The following is a 24,951-nucleotide window of genomic DNA, read 5'->3' as shown; positions in this document are numbered from 1 at the left end:
GACAAAGGACAGACATGGCCAATACGCCGCAAGCACGTAAACGCATCCGTCGCAATGATCGCCGCGCCGAAATTAATGGCGCGCGCAAGAGCCGCATCCGCGGTTTCGTCAAGAAGGTCGAATCGGCCATCGAAGGCGGCGATAAGGAAGTTGCAGCAGACGCACTCAAAGCAGCCCAGCCTGAATTGGCTCGCGGTGTTGCACGCGGCGTAATGCACAAGAACACGGCTGCACGGAAAATGTCGCGCCTCTCCAAGCGAGTCGCAGCGCTCTGATTTGAGTCGAGGATTCGGCTTCGAGCCAGGCGACTCGCTCGACCCAAAACAATTTAAGGCTGGCGCCGATGGTGCCAGCCTTTTTTGTTGGCCGAATTTGCGAGCCCAGATTGGGTGTGGAATGCCACCGAAACGAGACCTCACAAACGAAAATCCTAGGGATTTCCGCGATTCGCGCCGGATACATGACAAAAAATGAGGGTAAACAGCCTGTTAAACGGCGCTCTGCGGATCCTACCGAGTCAACAGAATTATTTCAGATTTTTTACAGTCTGAAGTCTTGAGTCTTTGGCGCAGCCGTTCATAACCAACATCAACGCTCGGGGTTCGACAGCCCGGGCTTTTACAAACTGACGCGATCTTGCGATCACGCGATAGAGTTTGCTCGGAAGAACACCATTTCCGAGTTTGGCGGCGCTATGCGACCGTTCAAGGCTATCACGTGCGCCGTCGCTTGGGGGGATAGATCCGGCTTTTGATCGGGCACACGGGGTTGGACGAGAGAATGGCAACGAAGATTGAGGGTGCGGCTGGCCGCAAAGGCGCCGTAAAGTCAGACAGGGAAATTATGGAAGATCTCGAAGCGATAAATCTGGCGGCTGACTGGGCAGATATCAGCCAAGGATTGCGCAAAGATCTGGGCCATCAATTGCACAGCCAATGGATCAAGCCGATCCAAGTTGGCGGTTTCTGCAAGGAAACCGGCACCCTTGACCTTTACCTTCCAACTGAATTTTCCGCCAATTGGGTGCTCGACCGATTCGCCGACCGGCTTTCGCTCGCATGGAAAATCGCGAAGAACGACATTCGCAATGTGAAAATTCAGGTACACCCTGGGCGCCGCAAGCTTCCTGATATCAGCCTGCATGACGGCGGGTTTGGTGGCGGGCGCCGTGCCGCCAACGATCGTTCAGATTCTTCGATGATTACGGTCGCTGCCGGCACAATAGGCGAACAGGGCTTTTCGTCCTCAGTTGGCCTCGACCCTTCTTTAACATTCGCAGCATTCATTACCGGCGAGACCAATATTCTTGGCTGCAATGCAGCTCAGCGGATGGCCGCGACTGAAACGCCGCAATTTTCCCCGCTTTATCTCAAGGCAGCGACTGGTCAGGGCAAAACCCATCTGCTTCACGCGATTGGCCACACCTATTTGGCATCCCATCCGCGGGCACGCATATTCTACTGCTCGGCGGAGCGTTTCATGGTCGAATTCGTGCAGGCGCTGAAGCAAAACCAGATGATGGAGTTCAAGGCGCGGCTGCGCAGCTTTGATTTGCTGCTGGTTGACGATATCCAGTTCATCATCGGTAAGGCGAGCGCTCAAGAAGAATTGCTCTACACAATTGATGCATTACTGGCCGAGGGTAAGCGCCTCGTCTTTGCCGCTGACCGGGCGCCGCAGGCCCTGGACGGTGTCGAGCCGCGCTTGCTCAGCCGCCTGTCGATGGGTCTGGTCGCAGATATCGCGCCTGCCGACATCGAATTGCGCCGCAAGATTCTCGAATCGAAACTGACCCGCTTTGCACCGCTCGAAGTGCCCGGCGATGTGATCGAATTTCTTGCCCGGACTATCACGCGCAATGTGCGTGAATTGGTTGGTGGCCTGAACAAATTGATCGCCTATGCCCAGTTGACCGGCCAAACCGTTTCGCTGCAACTTGCCGAAGAACAGCTCACTGACATTCTGTCGGCCAATCGCCGGCGGATTACGATTGACGAAATTCAGCGCACGGTCTGCCAGTTCTACCGGCTTGATCGAAGCGAGATGAGCAGCAAACGCCGCGCCCGCGCGATCGTTCGGCCGCGTCAGGTCGCGATGTATCTGTCAAAGGTACTCACGCCTCGTAGTTACCCTGAAATCGGCCGCAAATTTGGCGGGCGCGATCACTCGACTGTGATCCATGCGGTACGTCTGATTGAGGATTTGCGGACCCGCGACGCTGACATGGATGGCGATGTTCGAAGTTTGCTGCGTCAACTTGAAAGCTAGATAACAGCTTAGACTTTCCACCGATCACGAACAGCTAATCGACAGCCCTATGCACAGGGTTGTCGACAGGCTGTGCGCGCCGCGTCTACAGGCATCACATGGCCCCAAGCACCAGCCTTTCACCCGAACGCCTTGACCGTTTCGCACGTCACATCGTGATACCGGAAATCGGCGGAGCAGGACAAATGGCGCTGGCAGAGGCGCATGTCACTCTGGTTGGATTAGGCGGAATTGGCAGTCCTGCGCTGCAATATCTTGCTGGCTCTGGCATCGGCAAGCTGACATTGATTGACAATGGCGATGTCGAGCTGTCCAACCTCCAGCGTCAGACAATCTACACCCAGCGCGATATCGGCCATGCAAAGGCAGTCGCTGCACGCCGCTGGCTCGCCAATTTTGACAGCGCGGTTGAAGTCGATGTGCGCGATGACCGGATAGATGCTGCCAATGCAGCGGCTTTATTTGGCTCAACCCAATTGGTGATCGACGGGACTGACACTTTCGCCACGCGCCTGGCTGTGTCAGATGCGTGCGTAGCCCAGCGCATTCCGCTGCTCAGCGCCGCTGTAGGGCGTTTTCAAGGTCAAGTCGCGGCTTTCGCCGGACATCTTCCAGAACACTCTTGTTACCGCTGCTATGTCGGTGATGCGTTTGACACCGAGGATTGCGATACCTGCGCAGATGATGGGATGCTCGGCGCGATGGCTGGCTGGGCAGGAAGCTTTGCCGCGATGCAGGCTATCCGGGTCGTTCTGGAGGGCAAAGCAGCTTTCGGTAGTCCGGGCTGGAGCAAATTGCATCTACTCGACGGGATGAAACCAAGCATGCGCACACTAAACATCGCCAAAGACCCCGAATGCCGCGCCTGCGGCTCAAGGGCTTAGTAATTCTTGAACCCATTGTGGCACCAGCTTACTCGCTGGACCAATCCGCGTTTCGTCAAACCAGCGTGAACCCTCGCTCCGTTCCAGATTGAGTTCGATCGTCGGGACGCCCAATTCCTTCGCATCGCGGACGAACCCCGCTGCCGGGTAGACCGCGCCTGACGTGCCAATGGATACGAACAAATCGGCGTTCCGCAGCGCCGCATAAATCCGCTCCATGTCGTAAGGCATCTCGCCAAACCATACTACGTCAGGGCGCAGAGCTTGCTCGCCGCAATTTGGGCAAGATGGCCGCTCGATCATTGTACCCGTCCACCTAGTCCGGTGCTCACAAGCACAGCACAGCGCGCTGAGAAGCTCGCCATGCATATGGTGAACATGTGCAGCGCCGGCTCGCTCGTGCAGATCGTCAACATTCTGTGTCACTATCAGCAGATTATGATTGGGCTTGTTGCTCCACGCGTGATTCAGCTGAGCCAGCGCTTCATGCGCCGGATTGGGTAGCTTTTCCTGCACCGCCGCGCGGCGCATATCGTAAAAGTTCAGCACCAAGTCCGGATTGCGCGCGAAGCCCTCTGGAGTGGCGACATCTTCAATCCGATGCTGTTCCCACAATCCACCCTCGGCGCGGAAAGTATCGATACCGCTTTCAGCGCTGATTCCTGCTCCGGTCAGGATTACTATATTCTGCAAGTCAGTCTCCATCCGTCAAATCTTTACCATATCGCGCTATCGGGCAAGCACTATGAGCGATCCGACCAAAGCCCTTGGCAGACCCGCCTATCGCCCCGACATAGATGGGTTGCGAGCGCTTGCCGTGGTGCCGGTGCTCCTATTTCACGCGCATGTTGCCGGATTTGGCGGCGGATTTGTCGGCGTCGACATCTTCTTTGTCATCTCGGGCTACTTGATAACAGGTATTATAGCGCGCGAAATCGACGCGGATAATTTCTCGATTATTAAGTTTTACGAGCGGCGCGCGCGGCGGATCTTGCCTGCCTTATTCGCAGTGGTAGCGTTCGTATTGATTGCGGGGAGCTGGCTGTATTTGCCGGGGGATTTCGAGGGGGTTCCGCGCTCGGCGCTCGCCGCACTCGGCTTCCTCGCCAATGTGTGGTTTTTCATGCAGGCAGGCTATTTCCAAAGCTCTGCTGAGACCATGCCGCTGCTCCATACCTGGTCGCTAGGTGTAGAGGAGCAATTCTACATTGTATTCCCGCTCATCCTGATGCTGATTGCAAAATTTGCGCCGCGCCTGAGGCTAGCGGCGGTCGTCGCCTTGGCGTTTCTCAGTTTTGCATGGGCGGTCTCCAAACAAGCCGATAGCGACGGGTTCGCGTTCTATCTACTGCCGCCGCGCGCTTGGGAATTGATGTTCGGCGCATTGCTCGCCCTGGGTGCGATACCGCAAATCAGGAACCAATTTGCTAGAGAGTTACTAAGCTTTGCCGGACTAGCCGCGATTGTCGCCTCGACCCTACTTTACACCAAGGACACTGTCTTTCCCGGAGTGACCGCTTTGCCGCCGGTGGTCGGGGCGGCGCTGCTTATCCATTGCGGCCCGCAAACTGCCGTCAGCAAGCTTCTTGCGATGCGAGCGCCAGTTGCCATCGGCCTGATCAGCTATTCGCTATATCTGTGGCATTGGCCGCTAATTGTGTTGACGGAATATGCGCAAGACGAAAAGTTAAGCGAAGTCCAATCCATCGTCATCGTGTCTCTGTCCTTCGCCATTGCATGGCTCAGCTGGCGGTTCATAGAGGGCCCGTTTCGCAACCACAGCAACTTTGAACGAAGGCGTATCTTCGCTTGGAGCGTTGGCGGGATGGCGGCACTTTCGGCGGCATCGCTTGTGCTGGTATCACTGGGCGGATGGCCAGCGCGCTTTACCGAACAATCGGTGCGCTATGCCGAGGGAGTGCATGATATCAGCCCGGCGCGCGACGCCTGTTTGAACGATCAAATTGGCGGCGCGCGGCCCGAATGCAATCTTGGCGCCGAAGTCGCGCCAACTTCGCTATTGTGGGGTGATAGCCACGGGGTCGAACTCGCATGGGTGCTTGGCGAACAAATGAAGGTAAAGGGTCGGTCGTTAGCTCAGCGCACCCACGCCAGCTGTCCGCCAGCGCTTGGATATGAAGCGCCAAGCCGGAAGACCTGTGCCGAATTTAATCGGGCAGTCATGACGGAACTGGAAGCCAATCCAGACATAAAGACCGTCTACCTTACCGCTTTCTGGGCGAGCGACAATTACCGCAATAGCAGAGTAGCATCGCAGCTTCCGCAAACAATCGAACGACTCCAGCAGGCTGGTAAAAGCGTCATCCTTATCGGCCCTGTTCCGCCGCAAGGCTTCCAAGTGCCACGCAGGCTCGCGATGCGCGGACCTGAGATCGAAACTGCCAGCCGTGCCAGCTATCTCGCCAAGACCAATTGGCTGACGCGCAAGTTTACGGCGTGGCAACAAACCGGTGTCCAAATCATCGATCCTGCCGACCAATTGGTGCAAGGTGAGACAACCATCATTGTCGCGGACGGCCAACCGCTCTACTTTGATTCGCATCATCTGAGCGTTGCCGGTGCGAAACGCGTATTGGCAGGCGGCTCTCAGCTTTAGAGCGCGGAGGGGCATATGGCCCACATTGGCATTATAGGCAGCAAAGGCAGAATGGGACAAGCGTTGCAGCAGGCCATCCGTGATGCCGGGCATGACAACACAGGCGGTGTCGATCTGGGTGGCAGCGCCTCTGTCGCGGCGGCGCAATCGGAAGTTCTGGTCGACTTCTCTTCACCCGCTGCGTTGGCAGATAACCTCAAGGCCGCGCACGACGCAGGCATTCCCATCGTGATCGGCACAACCGGCTTGGGAGCAGAACATCATGCGATGATCGATAAGGCCAGTCATAACATCGCCATTCTCCAAACAGGCAACACCTCGCTTGGCGTGACATTGCTCGCACATCTGGTGAGTGAAGCCGCTGCCAAACTTGGCAGCGATTGGGATATCGAAATCGTTGAAATGCATCATCGGATGAAAGTCGATGCGCCATCGGGTACCGCGCTGCTGCTAGGTGAAGCCGCAGCCAAGGGCCGTAATATTGATCTCGCCGCCAATTCAGAACGCGGGCGCGATGGCCACACCGGAGAACGCAAGGAAGGTGCAATCGGTTTCGCTGCCCTACGCGGCGGAACCGTGGCCGGCGATCACAGCGTCATTTTTGCAGGCAACGAAGAACGCATCACGCTCACTCATAACGCCGAAAACCGGATGATCTTCGCACGCGGCGCGGTGAAGGCGGCGGCTTGGCTGATCGGCAAGGATGCAGGTCGATATACGATGCAGGATGTACTGGATCTGTGACCAAAGACCAGATTTTTGAATTTTTCCGCCGCCTCGCGGAGGACAACCCCGAGCCTGAGACCGAGCTGGAATATGGCAATGTCTATCAGCTTGTCGTCGCGGTTGCATTGTCAGCCCAGGCGACCGATGTTGGCGTAAACAAAGCCACTCGCAAACTGTTTGCCGAGGTTACTACTCCTGAACAAATGGTCACGCTGGGAGAGGAAGGGCTGAAGGAGCACATCAAGACAATCGGCCTGTTCAATTCCAAGGCAAAGAACGTCATTCTGCTTTCGCAGCGGTTGATCGATCACTATGGCAGCGAAGTGCCGGACGATCGCGAAGAATTGGTCACTTTGCCAGGTGTCGGTCGAAAAACTGCCAATGTTGTGCTCAACTGCTGGTTCAAACAAGAAACCTTCGCAGTCGACACGCATATTTTGCGGATGGGCAACCGCACTGGTCTGGCAAAAGGCAAAACGCCCGAAGCGGTCGAGGCCAAGCTGGAAAGACGCGTACCGCAGCCGTTCCGGCTCCACGCGCATCATTGGCTGATCTTGCATGGCCGCTATGTCTGCAAGGCGCGCACACCAGAATGTTGGCGCTGTCAGCTAAGTGATCTGTGCAGCTTCCGTAAGAAGGTGCTGGAAGCTCCTAAGAGGTGAGCACAGACTTGGTTATTCTCGCATAAACCTTGGTGAGCGTCTCCAGATCGGCCATTGCCACTGCTTCATCGCTTTTGTGCATCGTTGCATTGCACAGGCCGAATTCGATCACAGGGCATATCGCGCGCAGAAACCGCGCATCGGAGGTGCCGCCAGTTGTTGATGGTTCAGGGTCAATCCCCGTTTCCGCCTTCACTGCATCGGCGATAATCTGACTAAATTCGCCGGGCGGCGTCAGGAACGGTTCGCCCGAGATAATCGGCTTGGCAACGCCGCCATGTTTTCCTGCAATAGCGCCGACCATTTCTGCAAGCGATGCACCCGAATGGGTGTCATTAAAGCGGATGGAGATGCGCGCGGTGGCTTTGGCTGGGATGACATTATGCGCTGGGTTGCCGACCTCCAGATCGGTGATTTCGAGGTTCGAAGGCTGGAACCAGTCGGTCCCCTCGTCCAGCTTCAACGCATTCAATTCCGCCAGAATCGCAGTCAGCTTGGGCAACGGATTATCGGCCAGATGCGGGTAAGCAACATGCCCCTGCGTCCCATGCGCCTCCAGCCAGATATTAACCGAACCGCGCCGGCCGATTTTCATCATATCGCCCAGCCGATTTACCGAAGTAGGCTCCCCCACCAGGCACAGGTCGGGTATGTCGCCAGTTTCCTGCATGAAATCGATTAGCGCGCGGGTTCCGTAAACTGCCGGGCCTTCTTCATCACCAGTGATGATAAAGCTGACCGTTCCCGAATCCGCGGGCACATCGGCCATGGCCGCAACCATCGATGCAATCGAGCCCTTCATATCCACAGCACCGCGGCCATAGAGCAGTTCACCACGCCGCTCCGGAGCAAAAGGCGCGCTGGTCCAGCCCTCTCCTGGAGGAACCACATCGAGATGACCTGCAAAGGCAAAGTGTTTCGAGCCTTCCGGTCCGCGCCGGATTGCGAACATGTTTTCAACCGGCCCATCGGGTGCCTCACCCTTAACAAACCGGTGGGTTTCGAAGCCAAGCGGTTCGAGCATTGCCTCCATCACATCAAACACGAGCCCCGTCGCGGGGGTAACGCTGGGTGCGGCGATCAGTCTTTCGGCGAGTTCTATAGCGTTGCTCATGCAATCTTGGTTAAACCACCCGCAAAGCCATGACCAGATGGAGAAAGCCGCCATGCCCGAACTTGATCTTGTACCCATCCCGCAAACTTGCGCGACCGGCTATCCCGCACCTAATGGTGCCGAAGTCGAAGGGCGCTGGCATCGCCGCCTCGCTCCCGCTTGCGGTATGGGAAAGTTGGCCGCAACCCATGTGACGCTGAAGCCGGGAGCTTTCTCCTCACAGCGCCATTGGCACCGGGTGCAAGATGAATTGCTGGTGATGGTTTCAGGAGAAGCAATATTGCATGAAGATGGCACGACGTATGATACGAAGAGTGTACTCTAATGTTCAGCCGGAGCAATTGACCTTTGGATTTTGCCGGATTTGCCTTTGCTGTCTTGCTGATTGAGCTCACGCCCGGTCCGAATATGGCGTGGCTGGTCGCATTGTCACTTGGTCATGGTAAGCGCGCAGGATTGGCCGCTGTCGCGGGGGTTGCGCTCGGGCTGACTGTTAACGCTGTTCTGTCCTCTTTGGGCCTCAGCGCGCTGCTAACCGCCTATCCGGAGCTTGGCCGTTGGATTGGCTTTGCTGGCGCAGCGATGATGGTCTGGTTCGCATGGAATGCGTGGCACGACGCTAGCGAGAGCAGCACCGGACGCCTGCCCTCAAGTGAGGTAGACAAACATTTCATCGTCGGCTTCGCGCTCAATTTGCTTAATGTGAAAGCTGCGCTGTTTTTCCTGACCGTCGTCCCGCAATTTGTAAGTGTAAGCGGGTCCAGTTGGACCCAGATATTGATTCTCGGCTTTGTCAGCGTGATTATTGCGACATTGGTGCATCTTGTCCTAATCTTCGGTGCATCGCATGCGCGCATGGCACTGGCTAAACCAGGCCGGACCCGTAATATCAGCCGGTCGCTGTCAGTGCTTATGCTGGCTGTCGCCGGCTGGTTTGTGTGGGGTGCGCTCGCCTAAGGTCAGCCGCTTAGCGGCTTCTTTCAGGTTCGGGCAATGGACCCGGTGCGAAGGCGTCGTCTAACAGTGCAGCCATTCGTAAGCCCGCCTGCCGGATCCGGCGCTGGGCTATTGGTACAGCTTCCACGATGTCTTCCTGCGTCAAAGCGGTTTCATTAGGCAATTCGCTGGCGCATGGGTCTGTATCGAACGCAGTCCGATAGACAAAATCGCGTGCTGTCTGCCAGCTTTCGCGGCCCCAATCTGCCGCAGTTCCGCCACCATATTCGGCGCGTTCTTCGGCACTATAGGCCCGGACCATTGGTCCATCGGTTGACGTAATCGCCCGTTCGGCCAGTGCGCCGTCCCAAATCCAATGCATGTTCATATTGGGAACGATGCCATAGGCCGTGCGGCGGTCATTCCCGCCGCGGTCATCCTTATCGCCTGAATGGAGCGGTTGGTGAATGTCGCCGACAAAATGAACCATGAATGCCAGCGCTTCCAAGCGGATTGGAGCAGGCAAGCTTTCATCTGCAAGTAACCGCTGATTCCGTTCAATTTGCGCAGTGACACAATTGCCGCCGCTGCAATTTGCGCGCGGATTATACGCCTCGCAAATCGGTGTAGTGCGGTAATGCCAAGCTGCGGTGTAGCCCCAACGCCAACGTGTCCTGCGTACACAATCGGGCCAGACCGTGGCATCCTGCAGCGACGCCAGCGGACATTCGGGAGTGCCAAGCGCTTGCTCGTTGAGCAGCAGCCGCTCAATCGCAGCGCGGGTCTCGGGCTTCACATTGGCAAGCGCAATTTCGCCAGTGGTGCGGTGGCCATAACCGCCCCATGCCATTACCGGCGCTGGCAGCATCCCGCTCACCATCAAAGCCAATGCAGCAAACAAACCGAAAAAAGCTTTAGCACCGTTCATTTTGCGGACTCGCCCGTCTCGTATTGTTCCAGGACCCACTGTTCGTCCTCTGCACCGGCCAGCCATTGCTGCATCCATTCCTGTTCCCACACCGCCTCCATATAGGCTTCGGCGAAGCCGGGAACGCCGATTCCGTATGTCAGAAACCGGCTGACAATCGGAGCGTAGAAGATGTCCGCCGCGCCGAATGTACCGAACAGATATGGGCCGCCGTGCCCATAACGAGCACGTGCCTCTGCCCACAGCGTCAGGATGCGGACGATATCCTGCTTGGCGTCATCAGAGATTGCGAAACCTGCGAACCGCCGCCGCATATTCATCGGACATTCGCTACGCAGTGCCATATATCCGCTGTGCATTTCGGCCACCATTGAACGGGCCATGCCGCGCGCTGTGTCGTCTTTGGGCCAGAAACGATCGCGGCCAATCTTGTCGCCGCAATATTCCATGATCGCTAGACTGTCCCAAATGACCGCCTCGCCGTCCCACAGGATCGGAACCTTGCCAGCGGGCATTATTTCGCCCGACTCGCGTTTGGCTGTGGCCCATTCCTCGCCGCCGATATTGACGATGATTTCGTCAAAATGCAGGCCCGATTGCTTCATGGCCAACCAACCGCGGAGCGACCAGCTTGAATAATTCTTGTTACCGATGATCAGCTTCATCAATTCCACCTTATTGCCACCTGACTGGCGCAGTAAGCGTTCATCCTTTCGCTGTCGAGACTGAACGTCTGGAACACATGGAACAGGCTTCAAGCTAAAGACTCTCGCATTCGCAGGCTTCCTTAGCGCCCTGATATAGGCGTCGAGCATCTTGCGGGATTCGGTCATTTCCATCGGCGACGATATGGCGATTTCCAACGTTGTAGGAAAATGTGGTTATGTTCCTGCTTTCGCGCAAATGACGAAGGTGGTATTATTAAGTTATGACGCTTCGCCCGTTCCACCTCGCCTTTCCCGTCAACGACCTCGCTGCAGCCCGCGCATTCTATGCCGGCGTTCTCGGATGCCCCGAGGGGCGGTCCTCCGCGCAGTGGATAGACTTCAAATTCTACGGCCACCAGATCGTGACGCATCTGGTCGAAAGCGCCAGCGAAGATGCGGCCAAGAACCCGGTCGATGGCCACGGCGTCCCCGTCCCGCATTTCGGCATTGTCCTGACGATGCAGGACTGGGAGGCGCTGGCGGAACGGTTACGAGCCGCTGGCACACGGTTTGAAATTGAACCAACCATCCGTTTCAAAGGCAAACCGGGCGAGCAAGCGACAATGTTTTTCCGCGATCCATCGGGCAATGCGCTGGAGATGAAAGCCTTTGCAGATGATGCAATGCTGTTTGCGACTTAGCTGTTGTTGGGGCGTTTAGCGAAGCCCGAGAGGCTCTGCTCATAGACTGCTGGGCCGTCTGCTGTTGTCAAATTGAAGGACTTGTTGCTCAATCCGATTCTGAGGTGGACAGCGGACACTTCAGCAACTCATTGGTCGCGCCTCAAAACCAACAAGCAGTTTTCGAGATCCTTCCTTCGAGGTGGGGATGCCCAAGCTGGCCAGCTATCCAAGACCGCAGGATCGGGTCTGATCTCGATTGTGCCCTCAACAACTTCACCAAGGTAAAATAGGTCGCTGTTTGCAAAATCGGTGAAGGCCAATGAGTGTTCGACCACCACGCCTTCAAATGGCAAGTCGAAATCTTCTCTTAGCCCCTCTGCGTGATTGGCTGCCACGGTTCCGGTAAGGGTGATCTCGAAGCCAGCTTGGGTGATTGTGAGCTTAGCGAATATTGCTTCAGAGGCCCCGGCAAAGAGCATCGACCCGGAAGACGCACAAGATGATGTGACGGTCTGGACTGAATATTCACCAGCCAAGTCACTTGGATAACCTCTTTGCTCGATTGTTTCCCTATAGACAGAAAGCCGATGCTCGAAAATCTGTCGGAAAGTGCCGGAATTGGATTGATCGATCCTACCCTCAGGCGTGACCATTTCGATGTCGGTATCCTGAACCATCGCAAGAACTGCGAGGCGGGTTTTCGTGATGAGATAACTCTGCGCCAACATATCGGCGGGAATTTCCAGTGCCCGTTCCGACGTGATTTCAGAACTGGGCGACGTTTGGCGGGGCCGTCTATCTGTCTCGGCGAGGCTTGAGGCATAGACATCCTCTGCCAAGCCTGTTTCCGCTATCTCGCGGGCCATTAGCTGCCCCGACCACAGAGGGACAGCGCATGCAGCAACAATTGCCAGCGCACCACCGACGCCTGCTATTTGCCACCTTGTTTCTCGCAGTATGCTCGGGCGTGGACAAATTTCCATGACGCTCCCTCCGATCCAGCCAACCGAGGCTGAAACTTGATACACCGAGTGAGGGCATCGGGAGTTGATAGCGATCAATGACACTTGTTCTAGACTAGTGAATGCAGCTGCAATGGCCTGGAAGCGTACAAATCTTGGGAAAGTCTTTAGCTATCCGCTGCTCTCGCTTGCGGCATTGCTCAACGTGGCGGGTTTTCAAGCTTCTGCAAACGCTCGAGAAAATTCTGTCGTGTCGAGCTCGGACGACAACTCTGGCCTTTCTCGTTTCGAGGCCAGGACAATCGACCGATACGGCCCCTTTGAGGCTGATCGGAGATGGTCGACCTATCGTGCAATGAGCGAGCTTTTTGACCGCTTCTGGCGGCGGCCGACCAGTCGCAGGACTTTGTTCGACGCGCCTTCGAAAAGTCTGGAGAGATCCAATTTCCTGATCGAAGACCGGGATGAGGACGGCTCGGGAGAGTTTTTCGTCCTCTATCCCCGTGGCGGCAACAAGAACTCTCAGGATTTCGGAGCCTATTTCGACCTGAGTGGTGATGGTGAGCCGGATTGGATCGTGTTCTACGGTGGTACTGCAATGACCAGCAGCGGCGGGCTATTCTGGTGGCATCAACACGGGATCGATTCAAACGCAGATGGTGGTTTCGACATAAGAGTGGTCGGAATGATCGACATGGATGGCGACGGATTTCCGGAAGAGGACGCTACGGCCTGGGTATATGACAGTGATCATGACGGCCTGATTGATCGAGCCGAGCACATTGTCGAAGGGCGCGTGACAGAAATCGAACCTGTGAATGGATACTTGCCTCTTAACTGGGTGATCTCTCCGGAACTGGAAAAGCAACCAAGGGTCGGTGATGCCGTGTCTTCGCTGTTCGGTCTTATCGCCGCAGATATTGACGCTCAAACCGGTAGTTGAATTGGTTCATGTAGCTCCGTTTGGTGCTGTCAAAGCAAACGCACCTGATTGAAAAGCGGGCGGGCGAGGGTGGGGCAGGTCCGTGCCCCGACCCCGCAAACCCAGCAATCCGTTTCGATATTTCAACTCAACGCCCGAGATCATGCGGCAGGTCGTGATGATTTAGGTTCGCAACCAATGGCTTGAAATCCTATCCTGCGGCGATGCGTAGTCTCGGGAATATCAAGCGCCGCGAGATGGGCCGCTGGCTGAACAATCGAGCCGAGAATTCACACCTTCCATTTCGACGAAGAGAGCGAGCAATGCTGCGGTTTCGACAAATGAAATCGCTTTAGAACCTCATGGCCTGAACTGGCGCTTGGGTAGGGGGTATCTCCGCCAATCGGAGACAAGTTGCGATTAGGCTGACAGCACCTAGGGCGGTAATCGCACCAGTGGCGAATGTCCGCAATTGGGTCGTTAGCCGACTGTCCGCTTTTCGCCGAATAATCGGCAAGTCAGCCTTTGCTCTTTGCATGAGTATCTCATATCCTGTCAGACAAGTGACGAGCAGGATGTGGACTTTGCGCATTTCACTAACCTTGGCCGCATGAACTTGCATCCAACCACGAATGGACCGGAATTATGAACCTCGATTTTGATCCGAAGCTGCTCGAATTCCGCAAAAAGATCCGGTCCTTTTTCGAACGGGACTATCCCAAAGACATTCTGGCAAAGGTGGCTAGCGGAGCCAGTCTGACCACGCCGGAAGTGCGCAAGGCTGAAATGGCGCTGGGCGCAAAGGGCTGGCTGGCCAGCGCATGGCCCAAAGAACATGGCGGCCCCGGTTGGGGTATCGAGGAACAATATATTTTCGACGAGGAACTGGAGCGCGCGGGCGCGCCCACCGTCACCCCGATGGGCGTCGTTTATGTCGGGCCGGTCCTCTACACCTTCGGCAGCGAGGAACAGCAGGCCCGCTGGCTGCCCGGTATCGCCGATGGTTCGGTTGGCTGGGCACAAGGCTATAGCGAGCCCGAAGCAGGCTCCGATCTGGCATCGCTACAATTTTCCGCTTTGCGCGAGGGAGATGAGTATGTGCTCAACGGGACCAAAATCTGGACCTCCGCCGCGAATCACGCTGACTGGATCTTTCTGCTGACGCGGACTTCGCAGGAAGCAAAGAAGCAGCTCGGCATTACCTTCATTTGTGCGGAGCTGGACCTGCCGGGCGTGACGGTAAAGCCGATCATTTCGATCGATGGCAAATATCACCTCAGCCAATGCGATTTCGAAAATGTGCGCGTGCCAGTGTCAAATCGCATCGGCGAAGAAGGCAAGGGCTGGACCTATTCGCAATATCTGCTCGGAAACGAGCGGACATCCTATGCCCGGATCGGCGGCAAGCGCGCTCAATTGGCCGGCATCCGCTCCATCGCCTCGCAAATACCGACCGGCGGCAATCAGCGTCTTATCGATGACAATGCCTTTGCCGCGCGGTTAAGTTCTGCGCAAATCAAGGTTGATGCACTGGAGATTACCACTCTGCGCGTATTGTGTTCGGTCAAAGATGGCGGCGCACCTGGCAATGAAGCCTCGATCCTGAAAATCATGGCAACCGAGATTGCGCAGGAAATCACCAGCCTGTTCGTGGTCGCCGCCGCCGAACATGGAAACCGCAAATTCGCCGATAGTGTCAGTCCTGAATGGACAGGCAATGCCGCTTTCGCTGCACCCGGTGTCGCCACATATTTCGGCGCCCGCGCGCAAAGCATTTATGGCGGCACAAATGAAATTCAGCGTAACATTATTGCGAAACACGTGCTGGGATTATGAGTATAGAGAATTTATTTGCGAGCTAATCGACACACTGGATCCGCGTCACTGCGAGTGTAACGAAACGCAATCAAACGAAGCCTAAACCCCCGCATCCCCTAGCACCGCAGCCCTCAGTTCCGCGATGCCCATGCCTTTTTCCGCGCTGGTGATGTGCATCTCGGGAAAAGCTGCTGGATGCTTGGCCATTTCTTCAGCGGTCGCAGCGACAACCGCATCCAATGCGCTGGCCTTGATCTTGTCCGCTTTGGTTAAGACGACGCGGTAACTCACCGCTGTTTCATCCAGCATCGCCATCATGTCGCGGTCGACATCTTTAAGCCCGTGGCGGCTATCAACCAGCATCAGCGTACGGTTCAGAACCTGCCGCCCGCGCAGATAGGTCTTGATCAGCTTCTTCCACTTCTCGACCACCGCCAGCGGCGCTTTGGCATAGCCATAGCCCGGCATGTCGACGAGGCGGAACAAGGTCGGTTCACCAACTTCGAAGAAGTTCAATTCCTGCGTCCGCCCCGGAGTTACCGATGCGCGTGCAATCGCCTTGCGCCCGGTAATCGCGTTAAGCAGGCTGGATTTTCCAACATTGGAACGTCCGCAAAAAGCAATTTCGGGCACGGTCGGTTCAGGCAGGAATTTCAGCTGCGGGGCAGACAGCAGGAATTCGACCCGTCCAGAAAACAGCTTTGCCGCCCGCCTGGTCAGTTCGGCCCGGTGGGCTTCTTCCTGCGCGTCCAGTTCTTCAGGGCTTAGCGCTTTGCTCATGCTTTACCCTTGGCATCACGCGCGTCGGTGAGTTCCTTATCCGCCTTCTCTTTCTCCGCCGCCGCTTTCAATTGCGGGTGACGCGAATAGAGATAGGTTTGCTGTGCCAGAGTGAGCACGTTGTTAGTGACCCAGTAAAGCAGCAGGCCCGAGGCGAACCCGGCCATCACAAACATCAGCATCCATGGCATGATCGCAAAGATTTGCTTCTGCATCGGGTCCATCGCAGTCGGGTTCATGCGGAATGTCAGCCACATAGTGATACCCAGCAGTACAGCGAGCGGGCCGATCGCGATCAGCGCAGGCACTTCAAACGGCAAGGCCCCGAACAGGTTGAGGATATGCGCGGGATCGGGCGCGGACAAATCCTTCAGCCACAGCACGAATGGCTGGTGGCGCATTTCAATTGCCAGAATCAGCGTTTTATACAGCGCGAAGAAAATTGGGATCTGGATCAGGATCGGCATACAACCCGCGAGCGGATTGACCTTCTCCTCCTTATACAGCGCCATGATCTTCTTTTGCTGTTCCTGCTTATCATCTTTGTAGCGTTCCTGAATCGCCTTCATCTTTGGCTGGATCGCCTTCATCGCCGCCATCGATGCGAATTGTTTTTGCGCGATGGGGAACAGCACGAGCCGGATCAGGAAGGTCATCAGGATAATCGCGACACCAAAGTTGCCGACCAAGGCAAACAGATGCGTCAGCAACCACCAGATCGGCCATGCAATCATCGAGAACCAGCCCCAATCGATTGCCTTGCCGAATTTGGAAACGCCAGCTTCCTCATACATGTCGAGGACTTGGGTTTCTTTTGCACCGGCGAACAATTGGGTGGTGCGAGTGACTTGCTTGCCAGCAGCAACAGTCACCGGCTGATAGGTCATCCGGGCGACGAACAGATCATTGCCAAGCGAGCGGAAATCGGTGGCAACGTCGCTTTTCTCTTGCGGGATCAACGCCGACAACCAGTAGATATCAGTAAAGCCCAGCCACGCCGCGCGGCCTTCGGTTGTGCCTTCTGATGCGTCCTCCGCCAAATCGTCATAATCGGGACCGAACTGCACCGCTTCGCCAAAATTACCAATCGGGCCGGAGTGGACATTCCATGTATCAAGGCTGGCGGTGTTGCTCGTGCGGACGATGCCAGCACGGGCATTGACCACGATCGGTCCCGCGCTGGTGTTGGCAATCGTCTGCTCGGCAGTGATCATATAGTGATCATCAATCGTGAGCAGAATGGTGAACAACTGGCCTTCGCCATTGTCATAAGTCAGCGTTACCGGCGCGGTGGGAGACAGCGGACCGCCTTCAGCCTGCCAAACAGTTGCATTGGTAGGGACCTTCACACCTTCGCCCACCCAAGTGAACTGCGCATATTGCTGCGCCGGAGTGCCTGCGGGGGAGAATATCCGGACCGGGCCGCTATCCTTGTCCACTTCTTCGCGGTGTGTGGTCAGCGTAATATCATCGATCCGCGCGCCAACCGGGTTGATTGAGCCCGTGACTTCGGGCGCTGAGATTTTCACCCGTTCGGCAGCCACCAAACTTGTTTCCAGATCAGCTTCTTCCTGAGCGATTGCGGCGGGATCGGTCAGGCCTCCTTCGCGGGTCTTGGCGACCGTTGCCGGTTCTGCGTCGGTTGCTGAAGAAACTTCGATTGTTTGGGCTACCTCGGTCGGTTGGGGATAGAACCAGTTCATGGCCCCGTTCCATCCGACCAGAATCAGGCCGCATAACACGACGAAGAGCAGAAAATTACGCTGATTATCCAAGGTCTAATTCCGTATTCTGTGTCTGTCTGATCGTGCGTTGCCGCACATCAGCGCATTATGTCTGAGTCATGTCAGGGAACCGGATCATGCCCATGTCCCCCCCACGGATGGCAGCGCAATATACGCTTAAGCGCCAACCATCCACCCTTGATTGCACCGTATTTACCAAGTGCCTGAATCGCGTATTCGCTGCACGTCGGCGCAAAGCGACAAGTCGGCGGCAAAATCCGCGACGGACCAAGCTGCCACAACCGGGCAATCCAGATGAAAATAGTCCTCACTAGTGGTTAGATAGGTTTGCTTGAGGCAAAATCGAGGCGCAGCTTGCACCGCTCATCGGCGGTTACCCTTCCTTGGTCGATTGGAGCCACGCCTGCGCGGTGGGTCGCCCTTACCCTCGGCAGCGCGGCGAAGCGCGCCGGATAATTCGGCGCGCATGGCGGCAAAATCCCGCTCAACGCCGCCTTCGCGGCCAATCAGTATGTGATCGTGATTGGGCAAACCTTCACCGGGCAACGCATCCCATAACAATTCACGAAAGCGCCGCTTCATCCGATTGCGGACAACTGCATTACCGATTCGTTTGGTGATGGTGATGCCGTAACGCTTGCCCAATTCACCATTGGGCCGCGCCAGCAGTACAAAGCCGGGCCGTGCCACGCGCAAACCCGAATTGGCCGCAAGAAAATCGCGGCGCTGCGAAATGACAGTGGGTTTGGAGGGGCTTGAAGAGTTGGTCACGTTTTTTGTCCCTCAAACGCCGGTCGGCCACATCTGCAGCCTCGGCTTACTCGCACAAGCTCGGGCGGCCAGTCGGCCTTGCGGTCACTGGTCGTGAACCGAATCACTTCAAGCTAGCAAAATTCGACCAATATGCTCGGTCGCGGCAGCCAGAGGGTGACTGCCCGACGCGCGGTTAGCGCGGAAGCCTAAGCGAACGGACGTGAGCGCCGGCGCTTGAGGCCTCTAGATCAAATCAGGCAGAAAGCTTTTTACGGCCACGTGCACGGCGCGCGCGCAGGATCTTACGGCCGCCGACAGTTGCCTTGCGGGCGAAGAAACCGTGGCGACGGGCGCGCACGAGATTGCTAGGCTGGAATGTACGCTTCATGATAACACCACTAATCGAAAATCTGGAAATACAAATAAAAAGGGCCGCCCGTAAATGGCGACCGCCTGTATGGAGCGCGCAATTAAGGCAGCAAAGCGTCCAAGTCAAGATATGCCATGAGCGGCGCGGCTTCTAATTTCGTCTGCACAGGAATGGCATAATCCGCGTCAGCAATCGCGGCCGGTGCCGCGCCTTCTACAGGAGCCTCCAAACCCAGCCAGCCGCGCATATCCCGCGCGTTCAACCATTTGGCGTCGCGGAAGCCAACCGAATTGGTCATGGCGTAGAAAGCCTTCGCCCGTGACACGCCCATACCCATCTCACGGTAGTAATCGAGATACATCCGGTTGGGGCCAGCATTCAATGCAAAATCCTGTGGCTGGCGGCCTTGCCCATCAATCCATGAATGAACCGCAAATTCTGCGCCATCATCGATTCGCCAGTCGGCGCCTGCAAGAAACAACTCCACCGCGCCCGAACGCACAGAACCGCCGCGCGGGACATAGGTTGCAATGCCAGCCGCTCGGATCATCCGGCCTACGCGCATATTGGCACGGTCATCATCGGTGCCAGGCGCCTCCACGAGGCTGAGCACTTTTATGTCTGGATGGGCGCTGAGCATTTCGGCGAAATCGGCTGGTGATGCGCGGTTGGTGACCCCGACCAATTCCGCGTAACCCTGGTCAATTACGCGGAACGGGCCGTAGCTGGCAATCGCTGCGGCAGCCTGCGCTCGCGGCGCTGCAGCTGGTCCGGTTGCCAGCCGGTGCGCACCATCCTCGATACGCACCCACTTCTGCTGCGCATTATCCCATTCCTCAACGTAGGTCTCAACCGACAACACCTGAGCCGCGAGGGGGGCGGCAAACAGAGTTGTAAGTGCAATGAGAAGAGCAATGACGATGCGCATGGCGTTTCATTACCGGACGGTCTCTTTGGCATTCGATAAGCGATAGGGTTGCAAAATTGTTGCCGGATATACTTTATATTTGATAATGATTGCCGCCTGTTGCTCGCTAACCCCTCGACATCGCACGGCTTTCCCGCCACAGGCATTGGCGGTGAGGACCAGTTAATTTGTGGGGTAATGCGCGTGGTCGCATTGGTTCGGACGGTCGCTTATCTCGGGTTAGAGGCACGCGCAATCGAGGTGCAGTGCCAGGTCGCACCCGGCTTGCCGCGTTTTAATATAGTCGGCCTGGCAGACAAGGCCGTCGGCGAAAGTCGCGAGCGCGTGCAAAGCGCGCTGGCCGCGATGGGCCTATCGCTGCCGCCAAAGCGGATCACCATCAATCTATCGCCAGCCGACCTTCCAAAAGAAGGATCACATTATGATTTGCCCATTGCGCTTGCACTGCTCGCCGCGATGGGAGTGACCGATGCTGAGCAATTGACCGACTGGATTGCCGTTGGTGAACTGGCGCTTGATGGCCGGGTGGTGCCTTCGCCGGGCGTGCTATTGGCTGCAATCCACGCGAGCGAGGAAGAAGCTGGTCTGATGTGTCCGGCGGCGCAAGGGGCCGAGGCGCGCTGGGCCAGCGGCATACCGATTTGCGCCGCGCCCGATCTGATCAGCCTGCTCAATCATCTCAAAGGCACTTCGCAATTGCCCGAACCGGTGCCCGGCGATGTAGAAGCGCCTGTGCCGGGGCCGGATCTAAAGCAAGTGAAGGGGCAGGAGACTGCGAAGCGGGCACTCGAAATTGCTGCTGCTGGCGGGCATAATCTGCTGATGAATGGCCCCCCGGGTGCTGGCAAAAGCCTGCTTGCCTCCTGCCTTCCCGGAATTTTGCCTGAGCTGACCCCACCCGAAGCGCTCGAAGTGTCAATGGTCCAGTCGGTCGCTGGAACGCTGGAAGGCGGACGGATCAGCCGCGCCCGCCCGTTTCGCGCGCCGCACCATTCTGCCAGCATGGCAGCGCTGACGGGAGGAGGGTTAAAAGTGAAACCGGGCGAGGTCAGCCTCGCGCATTTGGGCGTGTTGTTTCTCGACGAACTACCCGAATTCCAGCGCGCTGTGCTTGATTCGCTGCGTCAGCCGCTTGAGACCGGCAAAGTTGATGTCGCACGCGCCAATGCGCATGTTACATTTCCTGCACGGGTCCAGCTGATTGCGGCGATGAACCCGTGCCGCTGCGGTCATTTGGGTGACCCAGCCTTAGCCTGCTCGCGCGCACCCAAATGCGCAATTGATTACCAGAGCAAAGTCAGTGGCCCGATGCTCGACAGGATTGATTTGCATGTCGATGTCGATCCGGTCAGCGCAATGGATCTGGCTTTGCCCCCTCCAGCAGAGGGCAGCGCAGAGGTCGGCGCAAGAGTAGCCAGAGCCCGAGCTATCCAGACCTCACGCTTCGATCAAACCGGCGCACGCACCAACGCCGAATTGGAAGGGGATGGGCTTGAGAAGTTCGCCACACCTGACGAGGATGGCAAAAAACTGCTTTTTCAAGCCGCTGAAAGAATGCGTCTGTCTGCACGGGCCTATACCCGCATGCTGCGGGTGGCGCGAACCGTAGCAGATTTGACTGGATCGGAGGAGGTCACCCGAATCCATGTGGCAGAGGCGCTGAGCTACCGGCGACAAGCCCCCAGGGCTTGAATACAACGCAATATACAATGCGAGAGAATCGGCTATCGTGCGCCCAGTCTCGCGATTGGCAAACAGTCGGGGAAACCGTTTGGGAGAACGAATTTGACCGAAGCGACCGCGCATAGCGTGTCTGGTACGCATAGCGTGTCTGGTACTGGTGGCAGCCCGGAAACAGGCTATGGCACCAAGAATTACCGGAAATACATCCTGGGGATGTTGCTGACGGTCTATATTTTCAATTTCATCGACCGTACGATCATCAATATTCTAACCGAGCCGATCAAAGAATCGTTCGGCGTTGAGGATTGGCAGATGGGTCTGCTTGGCGGACCGGCATTTGCCATTCTCTATACGTTTGTGGGCATTCCGATTGCGCGCTTTTCCGAAAAACATCACCGCGTCTGGATAATCGCCGGATCGGTTGCCTTGTGGAGCCTGATGACGGCTTTGTGCGGATTTGCGACCAGCTTCATCGCACTGTTTATTTTCCGGATCGGGGTCAGCATCGGTGAAGCAGGTTGTTCGCCGCCAGCAAACTCTATCATTGCCGATTATTTCGTGCCGAAGGAACGTTCGACAGCAGTCTCGGTCTATGCGCTCGGTATCCCGCTTGGCGGTATGGTCGCCTATGTTTTCGGCGGATATGTGGTCGGCAGCCTCGATGGTCCGATTGTCGGAGCGATGCTCGCCGATTGGGGTTGGACCTGGGCAGCAAACGCGCTCGATTGGCAGAATATCGAAGGCTGGCGGGTGGCGTTTGTGGTGGTCGGGGTCCCAGGCATTATCGTCGCCATGATCGTGAAAATGACCATCAAGGAGCCGCCACGCGGCTATACTGATCCAGCACATATGCAGAATAAGGAGCAAGTCGGCTTCGGCGAGGTCCTCAAGATTTTGGCCAAGAAGCCATCTTATTGGCATGTCACTATGGGTGTCACCATCGCGTCCTTCGTCAATTACGGAGTGGGTCAGTTTTTCGTTTCATTCCTGATCCGGACGCATGAAATGTCGATTTTCGACGCATCGGTGAAAATCGCGATGGCGCTGGCGGTGATGGCTTCGATTGGCACATACATGTCAGGCTTCCTTGCCGACAAATATGCGGAGCGCTTCCCCAAGGCATTGGCCTTTATTCCGATGTTCGCCTTGATGGGCGTGATCCCGATGCATGTGGTCGGCTATCTGGCAGAATCCTTGTGGCTTGCGGTGCCGCTGATGATGGTCGGGCAGATGCTGCTTTATACCTATTTGTGCCCCTTATACGCTGTGCCGAGCGGCGTGGTGGACAGCCGGATGCGGGCCACCTCGGTTGCCGTAACTTTGTTCATCGTGAATTTGCTCGGCTATGGCTTGGGGCCGCCGCTGATCGGCGCTTTGTCGACAATTCTGAACGCGACGTTCCTTTCGGGAATTGATCCCACGCTCAGTTTGGAAGCGTGCAAAGCAACCGGAATAAACGCTGCCGCACAAACCGCTTGTGACACCGCCAATGCGGATGGGTTGCAGTGGTCCATGATCATATTCAAATGTCTGTATTTGTGGTCGATCTTCCACTTTTATATGGCAAGCCGGACGATCCAGCGCGACATGGGCAGGTAGCTGCTCCGCACGGATGCGGTAACCGTCAAGGCGACATTCACAGCAGAGTGGTGTAAAGCGGGATTAAGCATGTGGGTTGGCGCGCTTGGGGAGCATTATATTGCGCCAGTCAGCATCCCCCAAAAGGAACGTCCGATGATTGTATGGTTTGGAAGCCGCTATCTCGATCTGCTCGGATCGATTTACATCTATAACGAGCATCGCGGCTACACCGCGATTGACCGTGTGCTGGATGCGGTAAAGGTACGCTCTCCTGAAGATACCCAGCTGATCGCCGCGATAGAACAGCACCGTGCGGACGAGCGCAAACATTATGTGATGTTCAAGCGCTGGTTCGAATTGCGCGGAACAAAGCCGCTCGCGCTTGACCGCGCATTTGGCCACATCGACCGCTTCATCGAGATTATGTTCGGCAAGACGATCGACAATCTCGACACGCAAGAAGTTATCAATCGTGACGAGCTATTTGAACGGATGTGCCGGATAATTTCATTGACCGAGAAGCGCGGGTTCAAGCAGGTCGAGATTTTGCTCAAGAACCGGTTTGTGCTTGGCGACCGTGCATTGACCAAGATTTTCAAAATCATTCACCGCGACGAGCCAAGTCATTGGGCACCCTATGACGGTTGGCTCAAGGCCCATGCAAAACGTGACCCGAAATGGTGGGAGCGGATGGTCGATGGATTTGTCCATTCCGAACTGCTTTTCTTGAAATTGCCGGTTCTGTTCCTCAATCCGTTTATGAAACGGCGCGAGGATTGGGCGGATAGCGCAGAGCTTGATCCCGACCGGCGCGGTGCCTTGAGCACTGTAAGTACCTAAGCCACTGGCCGCCGCCAGATCCGCTCATGACCGACCCCTCCGATCCTATCCGGCGAGGCCTGTGGGCTAGGCTGTTTTCCGCCAAGACCGGCGGGATGCTGGTGCGCAACACGGTGGTGAGCACGGGTGTGTTCATCATTGGCTTGGGCGTGCTGTGGGTGCTAGTGCAAAAGGGCGGGATGGATGAAGTCATCGCAGCCGGGATTGGCTTTGTGACCGCAAACAGTCTGCACTATCTGCTTGGAAGAAGCTGGATTTTCCGCGGGACCGAGCGCGCACTTGCCGCTGGCTACGCGCTGTTTCTGGTAAATGGCGGAGTAGGCCTATTGGTGACCATGGGCCTGTATGCCGCGCTGTTAGAATGGACGTCGATCAATTATCTTGTGGCAAGAATAATCGTGTCGGTGTTCGCTGGACTGATTGTCTTTGTGCTCAATGCAGTCTGGAATTTTCGCCGGGTTTAATTCGCCGGCTATAGTTCTCCAAGTTTAGGGCGTAACCAGCCTATTGCGCAGCTTGTGCCTTTCGCGCGGCCGCAATGTCACCAATCCCGATTACCTTGCCCGACTTGGCACGCGAGCCGTCAGCACGAAGCCCTACATTTTCGGGTTCTGTGAGCCACAAATCTTGCGGCCCCAAGATCCGCCCGTCATGCGCGAGGATTGATACGGGGCCAATTGGCAGCCGATCAGCTTGATCTACAAGCACCGGATTCTCCTCAATCTCGACACCGTATTTTTGGCCCCATTGGCGCAGCGACAGCATCGCCGGGAGAAGATCAAAACCCTTTTCCGTCAGCCGGTATTCGATCCGGCGTTTGTCATCAGGGCAAGGTTCGCGGTTCAAAATCCCGTGTTCGACAAGCTTCGCCAGCCTGTTTGACAGGATGTTGCGGGCAATACCCAGCTCGGTCAGAAACTCTTCAAAATGGTGCAAGCCGTTAAAGCTGGCGCGTAGAATCATAAATGACCAGCGTTCGCCCATGACTTCCAAAGCTTCAGGCAAGCCGCAGCTCGTCAGTTCTTTCAGTGGTTCGCGTAAATCGCCCATTTCATGCCTCTCTTACAAATCACCATAACGCGCTTTCCAGCAGGCGCAAAACTG

26 protein-coding genes and 2 pseudogenes are annotated in these 24,951 nt (G+C 56.4%); 16 read left to right on the top strand and 12 right to left on the bottom strand.

Annotated elements, in window-relative coordinates; translation table 11 throughout:
* The first annotated feature begins 14 nt into the window (after positions 1-14).
* The 3 genes from rpsT to GRI36_RS04095 all read left to right on the top strand — a co-directional run bounded on the left by rpsT (position 15) and on the right by GRI36_RS04095 (position 3,152).
* Complete coding sequence (gene rpsT, locus GRI36_RS04105) at positions 15-275, top strand: 30S ribosomal protein S20 (protein WP_160597309.1); 261 nt, start codon at positions 15-17, stop codon at positions 273-275.
* A 568-nt stretch (positions 276-843) separates the two neighbouring features.
* Positions 844-2,268, top strand: a complete 1,425-nt coding sequence (gene dnaA / locus GRI36_RS04100) for a chromosomal replication initiator protein DnaA (protein ID WP_235902358.1) — start codon at positions 844-846, stop codon at positions 2,266-2,268.
* Positions 2,269-2,366: 98 nt separating this feature from the next.
* Entirely contained in the window at positions 2,367-3,152 is a 786-nt protein-coding gene (locus GRI36_RS04095; protein WP_160597307.1) for a HesA/MoeB/ThiF family protein, read from the top strand.
* Here GRI36_RS04095 and GRI36_RS04090 read toward each other — a convergent pair.
* Positions 3,141-3,857 (bottom strand): NAD-dependent deacylase, encoded by a 717-nt coding sequence (locus GRI36_RS04090; RefSeq protein WP_160597306.1) that lies wholly within the window; start codon positions 3,855-3,857, stop codon positions 3,141-3,143. The genes GRI36_RS04095 and GRI36_RS04090 overlap by 12 nt on opposite strands.
* Before the next feature lie 40 nt (positions 3,858-3,897).
* Here GRI36_RS04090 and GRI36_RS04085 point away from each other — a divergent pair, with 40 nt between their 5' ends.
* From GRI36_RS04085 to nth, 3 genes are read left to right on the top strand one after another with little or no spacing between them, the layout of a single operon-like run.
* Positions 3,898-5,769 carry an acyltransferase family protein gene (locus GRI36_RS04085; protein ID WP_160597305.1) on the top strand — a complete coding sequence of 624 codons (1,872 nt, stop codon included), beginning with the start codon at positions 3,898-3,900 and terminating at the stop codon, positions 5,767-5,769.
* 15 nt (positions 5,770-5,784) lie between these two features.
* Positions 5,785-6,513: a 4-hydroxy-tetrahydrodipicolinate reductase gene (dapB, locus tag GRI36_RS04080; RefSeq protein WP_160597304.1), complete on the top strand. Its 729-nt coding sequence runs from the start codon at positions 5,785-5,787 to the stop codon at positions 6,511-6,513.
* Positions 6,510-7,157, top strand: a complete 648-nt coding sequence (gene nth / locus GRI36_RS04075) for an endonuclease III (RefSeq protein WP_160597303.1) — start codon at positions 6,510-6,512, stop codon at positions 7,155-7,157. Before dapB ends, nth begins: the two co-directional genes overlap by 4 nt.
* On the opposite strand, the gene dapE is transcribed toward nth, so the two are convergent.
* On the bottom strand, positions 7,147-8,271 hold the full coding sequence (gene dapE / locus GRI36_RS04070; RefSeq protein WP_160597302.1) for a succinyl-diaminopimelate desuccinylase: 1,125 nt from the start codon (positions 8,269-8,271) through the stop codon (positions 7,147-7,149). The genes nth and dapE overlap by 11 nt on opposite strands.
* Before the next feature lie 52 nt (positions 8,272-8,323).
* On the opposite strand from dapE, the pseudogene GRI36_RS04065 reads away from it, so the two are divergent.
* Together GRI36_RS04065 and GRI36_RS04060 are read left to right on the top strand one after the other, a co-directional pair.
* Positions 8,324-8,566, top strand: a pseudogene (locus GRI36_RS04065) (cupin domain-containing protein); the annotation flags it as partial.
* A gap of 53 nt (positions 8,567-8,619) precedes the next feature.
* The gene (locus tag GRI36_RS04060; RefSeq protein WP_160597301.1) at positions 8,620-9,228 is read left to right on the top strand and encodes a LysE family translocator; all 609 of its coding nucleotides are present in this window, start codon (positions 8,620-8,622) and stop codon (positions 9,226-9,228) included.
* 10 nt (positions 9,229-9,238) lie between these two features.
* Here GRI36_RS04060 and GRI36_RS04055 read toward each other — a convergent pair whose 3' ends face one another.
* Complete coding sequence (locus GRI36_RS04055; protein WP_160597300.1) at positions 9,239-10,135, bottom strand: S1/P1 nuclease; 897 nt, start codon at positions 10,133-10,135, stop codon at positions 9,239-9,241.
* Complete coding sequence (locus GRI36_RS04050) at positions 10,132-10,800, bottom strand: glutathione S-transferase family protein (protein ID WP_160599041.1); 669 nt, start codon at positions 10,798-10,800, stop codon at positions 10,132-10,134. Before GRI36_RS04050 ends, GRI36_RS04055 begins: the two co-directional genes overlap by 4 nt.
* A 263-nt stretch (positions 10,801-11,063) precedes the next feature.
* Between GRI36_RS04050 and GRI36_RS04045 the strand changes: the two genes are divergently transcribed.
* The gene (locus GRI36_RS04045) at positions 11,064-11,483 is read left to right on the top strand and encodes a VOC family protein (protein WP_160597299.1); all 420 of its coding nucleotides are present in this window, start codon (positions 11,064-11,066) and stop codon (positions 11,481-11,483) included.
* 128 nt (positions 11,484-11,611) lie between these two features.
* On the opposite strand, the gene GRI36_RS04040 is transcribed toward GRI36_RS04045, so the two are convergent.
* A complete protein-coding gene (locus GRI36_RS04040; protein ID WP_160597298.1) occupies positions 11,612-12,331 on the bottom strand; it encodes a hypothetical protein in 720 nt (239 codons plus the stop codon).
* 229 nt (positions 12,332-12,560) lie between these two features.
* On the opposite strand from GRI36_RS04040, the gene GRI36_RS04035 reads away from it, so the two are divergent.
* The 3 genes and pseudogenes from GRI36_RS04035 to GRI36_RS04025 all read left to right on the top strand — a co-directional run bounded on the left by GRI36_RS04035 (position 12,561) and on the right by GRI36_RS04025 (position 15,185).
* Positions 12,561-13,370, top strand: coding sequence for a hypothetical protein (locus GRI36_RS04035; RefSeq protein ID WP_160597297.1), 810 nt, complete (start codon positions 12,561-12,563; stop codon positions 13,368-13,370).
* Positions 13,371-13,543: 173 nt separating this feature from the next.
* Positions 13,544-13,702, top strand: a pseudogene (locus GRI36_RS04030) (DDE-type integrase/transposase/recombinase); the annotation flags it as partial.
* A gap of 292 nt (positions 13,703-13,994) precedes the next feature.
* Positions 13,995-15,185: an acyl-CoA dehydrogenase family protein gene (locus GRI36_RS04025; RefSeq protein ID WP_160597296.1), complete on the top strand. Its 1,191-nt coding sequence runs from the start codon at positions 13,995-13,997 to the stop codon at positions 15,183-15,185.
* Between the two features lie 81 nt (positions 15,186-15,266).
* Here the strand turns inward: GRI36_RS04025 and yihA are convergent, their stop codons facing one another.
* From yihA to GRI36_RS03995, 6 genes are all read right to left on the bottom strand, one after another.
* Positions 15,267-15,947 (bottom strand): ribosome biogenesis GTP-binding protein YihA/YsxC, encoded by a 681-nt coding sequence (gene yihA, locus GRI36_RS04020; protein WP_160597295.1) that lies wholly within the window; start codon positions 15,945-15,947, stop codon positions 15,267-15,269.
* Positions 15,944-17,722 carry a membrane protein insertase YidC gene (gene yidC, locus GRI36_RS04015; RefSeq protein WP_160597294.1) on the bottom strand — a complete coding sequence of 593 codons (1,779 nt, stop codon included), beginning with the start codon at positions 17,720-17,722 and terminating at the stop codon, positions 15,944-15,946. The genes yihA and yidC overlap by 4 nt, the downstream gene beginning before the upstream one ends.
* Before the next feature lie 71 nt (positions 17,723-17,793).
* Entirely contained in the window at positions 17,794-18,003 is a 210-nt protein-coding gene (gene yidD / locus GRI36_RS04010; protein ID WP_160597293.1) for a membrane protein insertion efficiency factor YidD, read from the bottom strand.
* Positions 18,004-18,055: 52 nt separating this feature from the next.
* On the bottom strand, positions 18,056-18,463 hold the full coding sequence (gene rnpA, locus GRI36_RS04005; protein WP_328598345.1) for a ribonuclease P protein component: 408 nt from the start codon (positions 18,461-18,463) through the stop codon (positions 18,056-18,058).
* A gap of 235 nt (positions 18,464-18,698) precedes the next feature.
* The gene (gene rpmH, locus GRI36_RS04000; RefSeq protein WP_160597292.1) at positions 18,699-18,833 is read right to left on the bottom strand and encodes a 50S ribosomal protein L34; all 135 of its coding nucleotides are present in this window, start codon (positions 18,831-18,833) and stop codon (positions 18,699-18,701) included.
* 82 nt (positions 18,834-18,915) lie between these two features.
* On the bottom strand, positions 18,916-19,743 hold the full coding sequence (locus GRI36_RS03995; RefSeq protein WP_202392113.1) for an alpha/beta hydrolase: 828 nt from the start codon (positions 19,741-19,743) through the stop codon (positions 18,916-18,918).
* Positions 19,744-19,926: 183 nt separating this feature from the next.
* On the opposite strand from GRI36_RS03995, the gene GRI36_RS03990 reads away from it, so the two are divergent.
* The 4 genes from GRI36_RS03990 to GRI36_RS03975 all read left to right on the top strand — a co-directional run bounded on the left by GRI36_RS03990 (position 19,927) and on the right by GRI36_RS03975 (position 24,311).
* The gene (locus GRI36_RS03990) at positions 19,927-21,435 is read left to right on the top strand and encodes a YifB family Mg chelatase-like AAA ATPase (protein ID WP_160599039.1); all 1,509 of its coding nucleotides are present in this window, start codon (positions 19,927-19,929) and stop codon (positions 21,433-21,435) included.
* Between the two features lie 93 nt (positions 21,436-21,528).
* Positions 21,529-23,025 carry a spinster family MFS transporter gene (locus GRI36_RS03985; RefSeq protein WP_235902158.1) on the top strand — a complete coding sequence of 499 codons (1,497 nt, stop codon included), beginning with the start codon at positions 21,529-21,531 and terminating at the stop codon, positions 23,023-23,025.
* A gap of 135 nt (positions 23,026-23,160) precedes the next feature.
* On the top strand, positions 23,161-23,847 hold the full coding sequence (locus tag GRI36_RS03980; protein WP_160597291.1) for a ferritin-like domain-containing protein: 687 nt from the start codon (positions 23,161-23,163) through the stop codon (positions 23,845-23,847).
* A 26-nt stretch (positions 23,848-23,873) separates the two neighbouring features.
* Complete coding sequence (locus tag GRI36_RS03975; protein ID WP_160597290.1) at positions 23,874-24,311, top strand: GtrA family protein; 438 nt, start codon at positions 23,874-23,876, stop codon at positions 24,309-24,311.
* Between the two features lie 40 nt (positions 24,312-24,351).
* On the opposite strand, the gene GRI36_RS03970 is transcribed toward GRI36_RS03975, so the two are convergent.
* Entirely contained in the window at positions 24,352-24,897 is a 546-nt protein-coding gene (locus tag GRI36_RS03970) for a winged helix-turn-helix transcriptional regulator (protein ID WP_160597289.1), read from the bottom strand.
* Between the last annotated feature and the right edge of the window lie 54 nt (positions 24,898-24,951).

The sequence above is a fragment of the Pontixanthobacter gangjinensis genome (genome assembly GCF_009827545.1).
In the GTDB taxonomy this organism is placed as follows: Bacteria; Pseudomonadota; Alphaproteobacteria; order Sphingomonadales; family Sphingomonadaceae; genus Pontixanthobacter; species Pontixanthobacter gangjinensis.
The sequence above is the reverse complement of the archived record's forward strand: the minus strand, read 5'-3'. Positions and strand labels throughout refer to the sequence as shown.

What these genes read in the sequence shown, in the direction of transcription:
- rpsT (WP_160597309.1), top strand. Translation starts at nt 15, where the DNA reads ATGGCCAATACGCCGCAAGCACGTAAACGCATCCGTCGCAATGATCGC.
- dnaA (WP_235902358.1), top strand. Translation starts at nt 844, where the DNA reads ATGGAAGATCTCGAAGCGATAAATCTGGCGGCTGACTGGGCAGATATC.
- GRI36_RS04095 (WP_160597307.1), top strand. Translation starts at nt 2,367, where the DNA reads ATGGCCCCAAGCACCAGCCTTTCACCCGAACGCCTTGACCGTTTCGCA.
- GRI36_RS04090 (WP_160597306.1), bottom strand. Translation starts at nt 3,857, where the DNA reads ATGGAGACTGACTTGCAGAATATAGTAATCCTGACCGGAGCAGGAATC.
- GRI36_RS04085 (WP_160597305.1), top strand. Translation starts at nt 3,898, where the DNA reads ATGAGCGATCCGACCAAAGCCCTTGGCAGACCCGCCTATCGCCCCGAC.
- dapB (WP_160597304.1), top strand. Translation starts at nt 5,785, where the DNA reads ATGGCCCACATTGGCATTATAGGCAGCAAAGGCAGAATGGGACAAGCG.
- dapE (WP_160597302.1), bottom strand. Translation starts at nt 8,271, where the DNA reads ATGAGCAACGCTATAGAACTCGCCGAAAGACTGATCGCCGCACCCAGC.
- GRI36_RS04055 (WP_160597300.1), bottom strand. Translation starts at nt 10,135, where the DNA reads ATGAACGGTGCTAAAGCTTTTTTCGGTTTGTTTGCTGCATTGGCTTTG.
- GRI36_RS04050 (WP_160599041.1), bottom strand. Translation starts at nt 10,800, where the DNA reads ATGAAGCTGATCATCGGTAACAAGAATTATTCAAGCTGGTCGCTCCGC.
- GRI36_RS04045 (WP_160597299.1), top strand. Translation starts at nt 11,064, where the DNA reads ATGACGCTTCGCCCGTTCCACCTCGCCTTTCCCGTCAACGACCTCGCT.
- GRI36_RS04040 (WP_160597298.1), bottom strand. Translation starts at nt 12,331, where the DNA reads ATGGCCCGCGAGATAGCGGAAACAGGCTTGGCAGAGGATGTCTATGCC.
- GRI36_RS04035 (WP_160597297.1), top strand. Translation starts at nt 12,561, where the DNA reads ATGGCCTGGAAGCGTACAAATCTTGGGAAAGTCTTTAGCTATCCGCTG.
- GRI36_RS04025 (WP_160597296.1), top strand. Translation starts at nt 13,995, where the DNA reads ATGAACCTCGATTTTGATCCGAAGCTGCTCGAATTCCGCAAAAAGATC.
- yihA (WP_160597295.1), bottom strand. Translation starts at nt 15,947, where the DNA reads ATGAGCAAAGCGCTAAGCCCTGAAGAACTGGACGCGCAGGAAGAAGCC.
- rpmH (WP_160597292.1), bottom strand. Translation starts at nt 18,833, where the DNA reads ATGAAGCGTACATTCCAGCCTAGCAATCTCGTGCGCGCCCGTCGCCAC.
- GRI36_RS03995 (WP_202392113.1), bottom strand. Translation starts at nt 19,743, where the DNA reads ATGCGCATCGTCATTGCTCTTCTCATTGCACTTACAACTCTGTTTGCC.
- GRI36_RS03980 (WP_160597291.1), top strand. Translation starts at nt 23,161, where the DNA reads ATGATTGTATGGTTTGGAAGCCGCTATCTCGATCTGCTCGGATCGATT.
- GRI36_RS03975 (WP_160597290.1), top strand. Translation starts at nt 23,874, where the DNA reads ATGACCGACCCCTCCGATCCTATCCGGCGAGGCCTGTGGGCTAGGCTG.
- GRI36_RS03970 (WP_160597289.1), bottom strand. Translation starts at nt 24,897, where the DNA reads ATGGGCGATTTACGCGAACCACTGAAAGAACTGACGAGCTGCGGCTTG.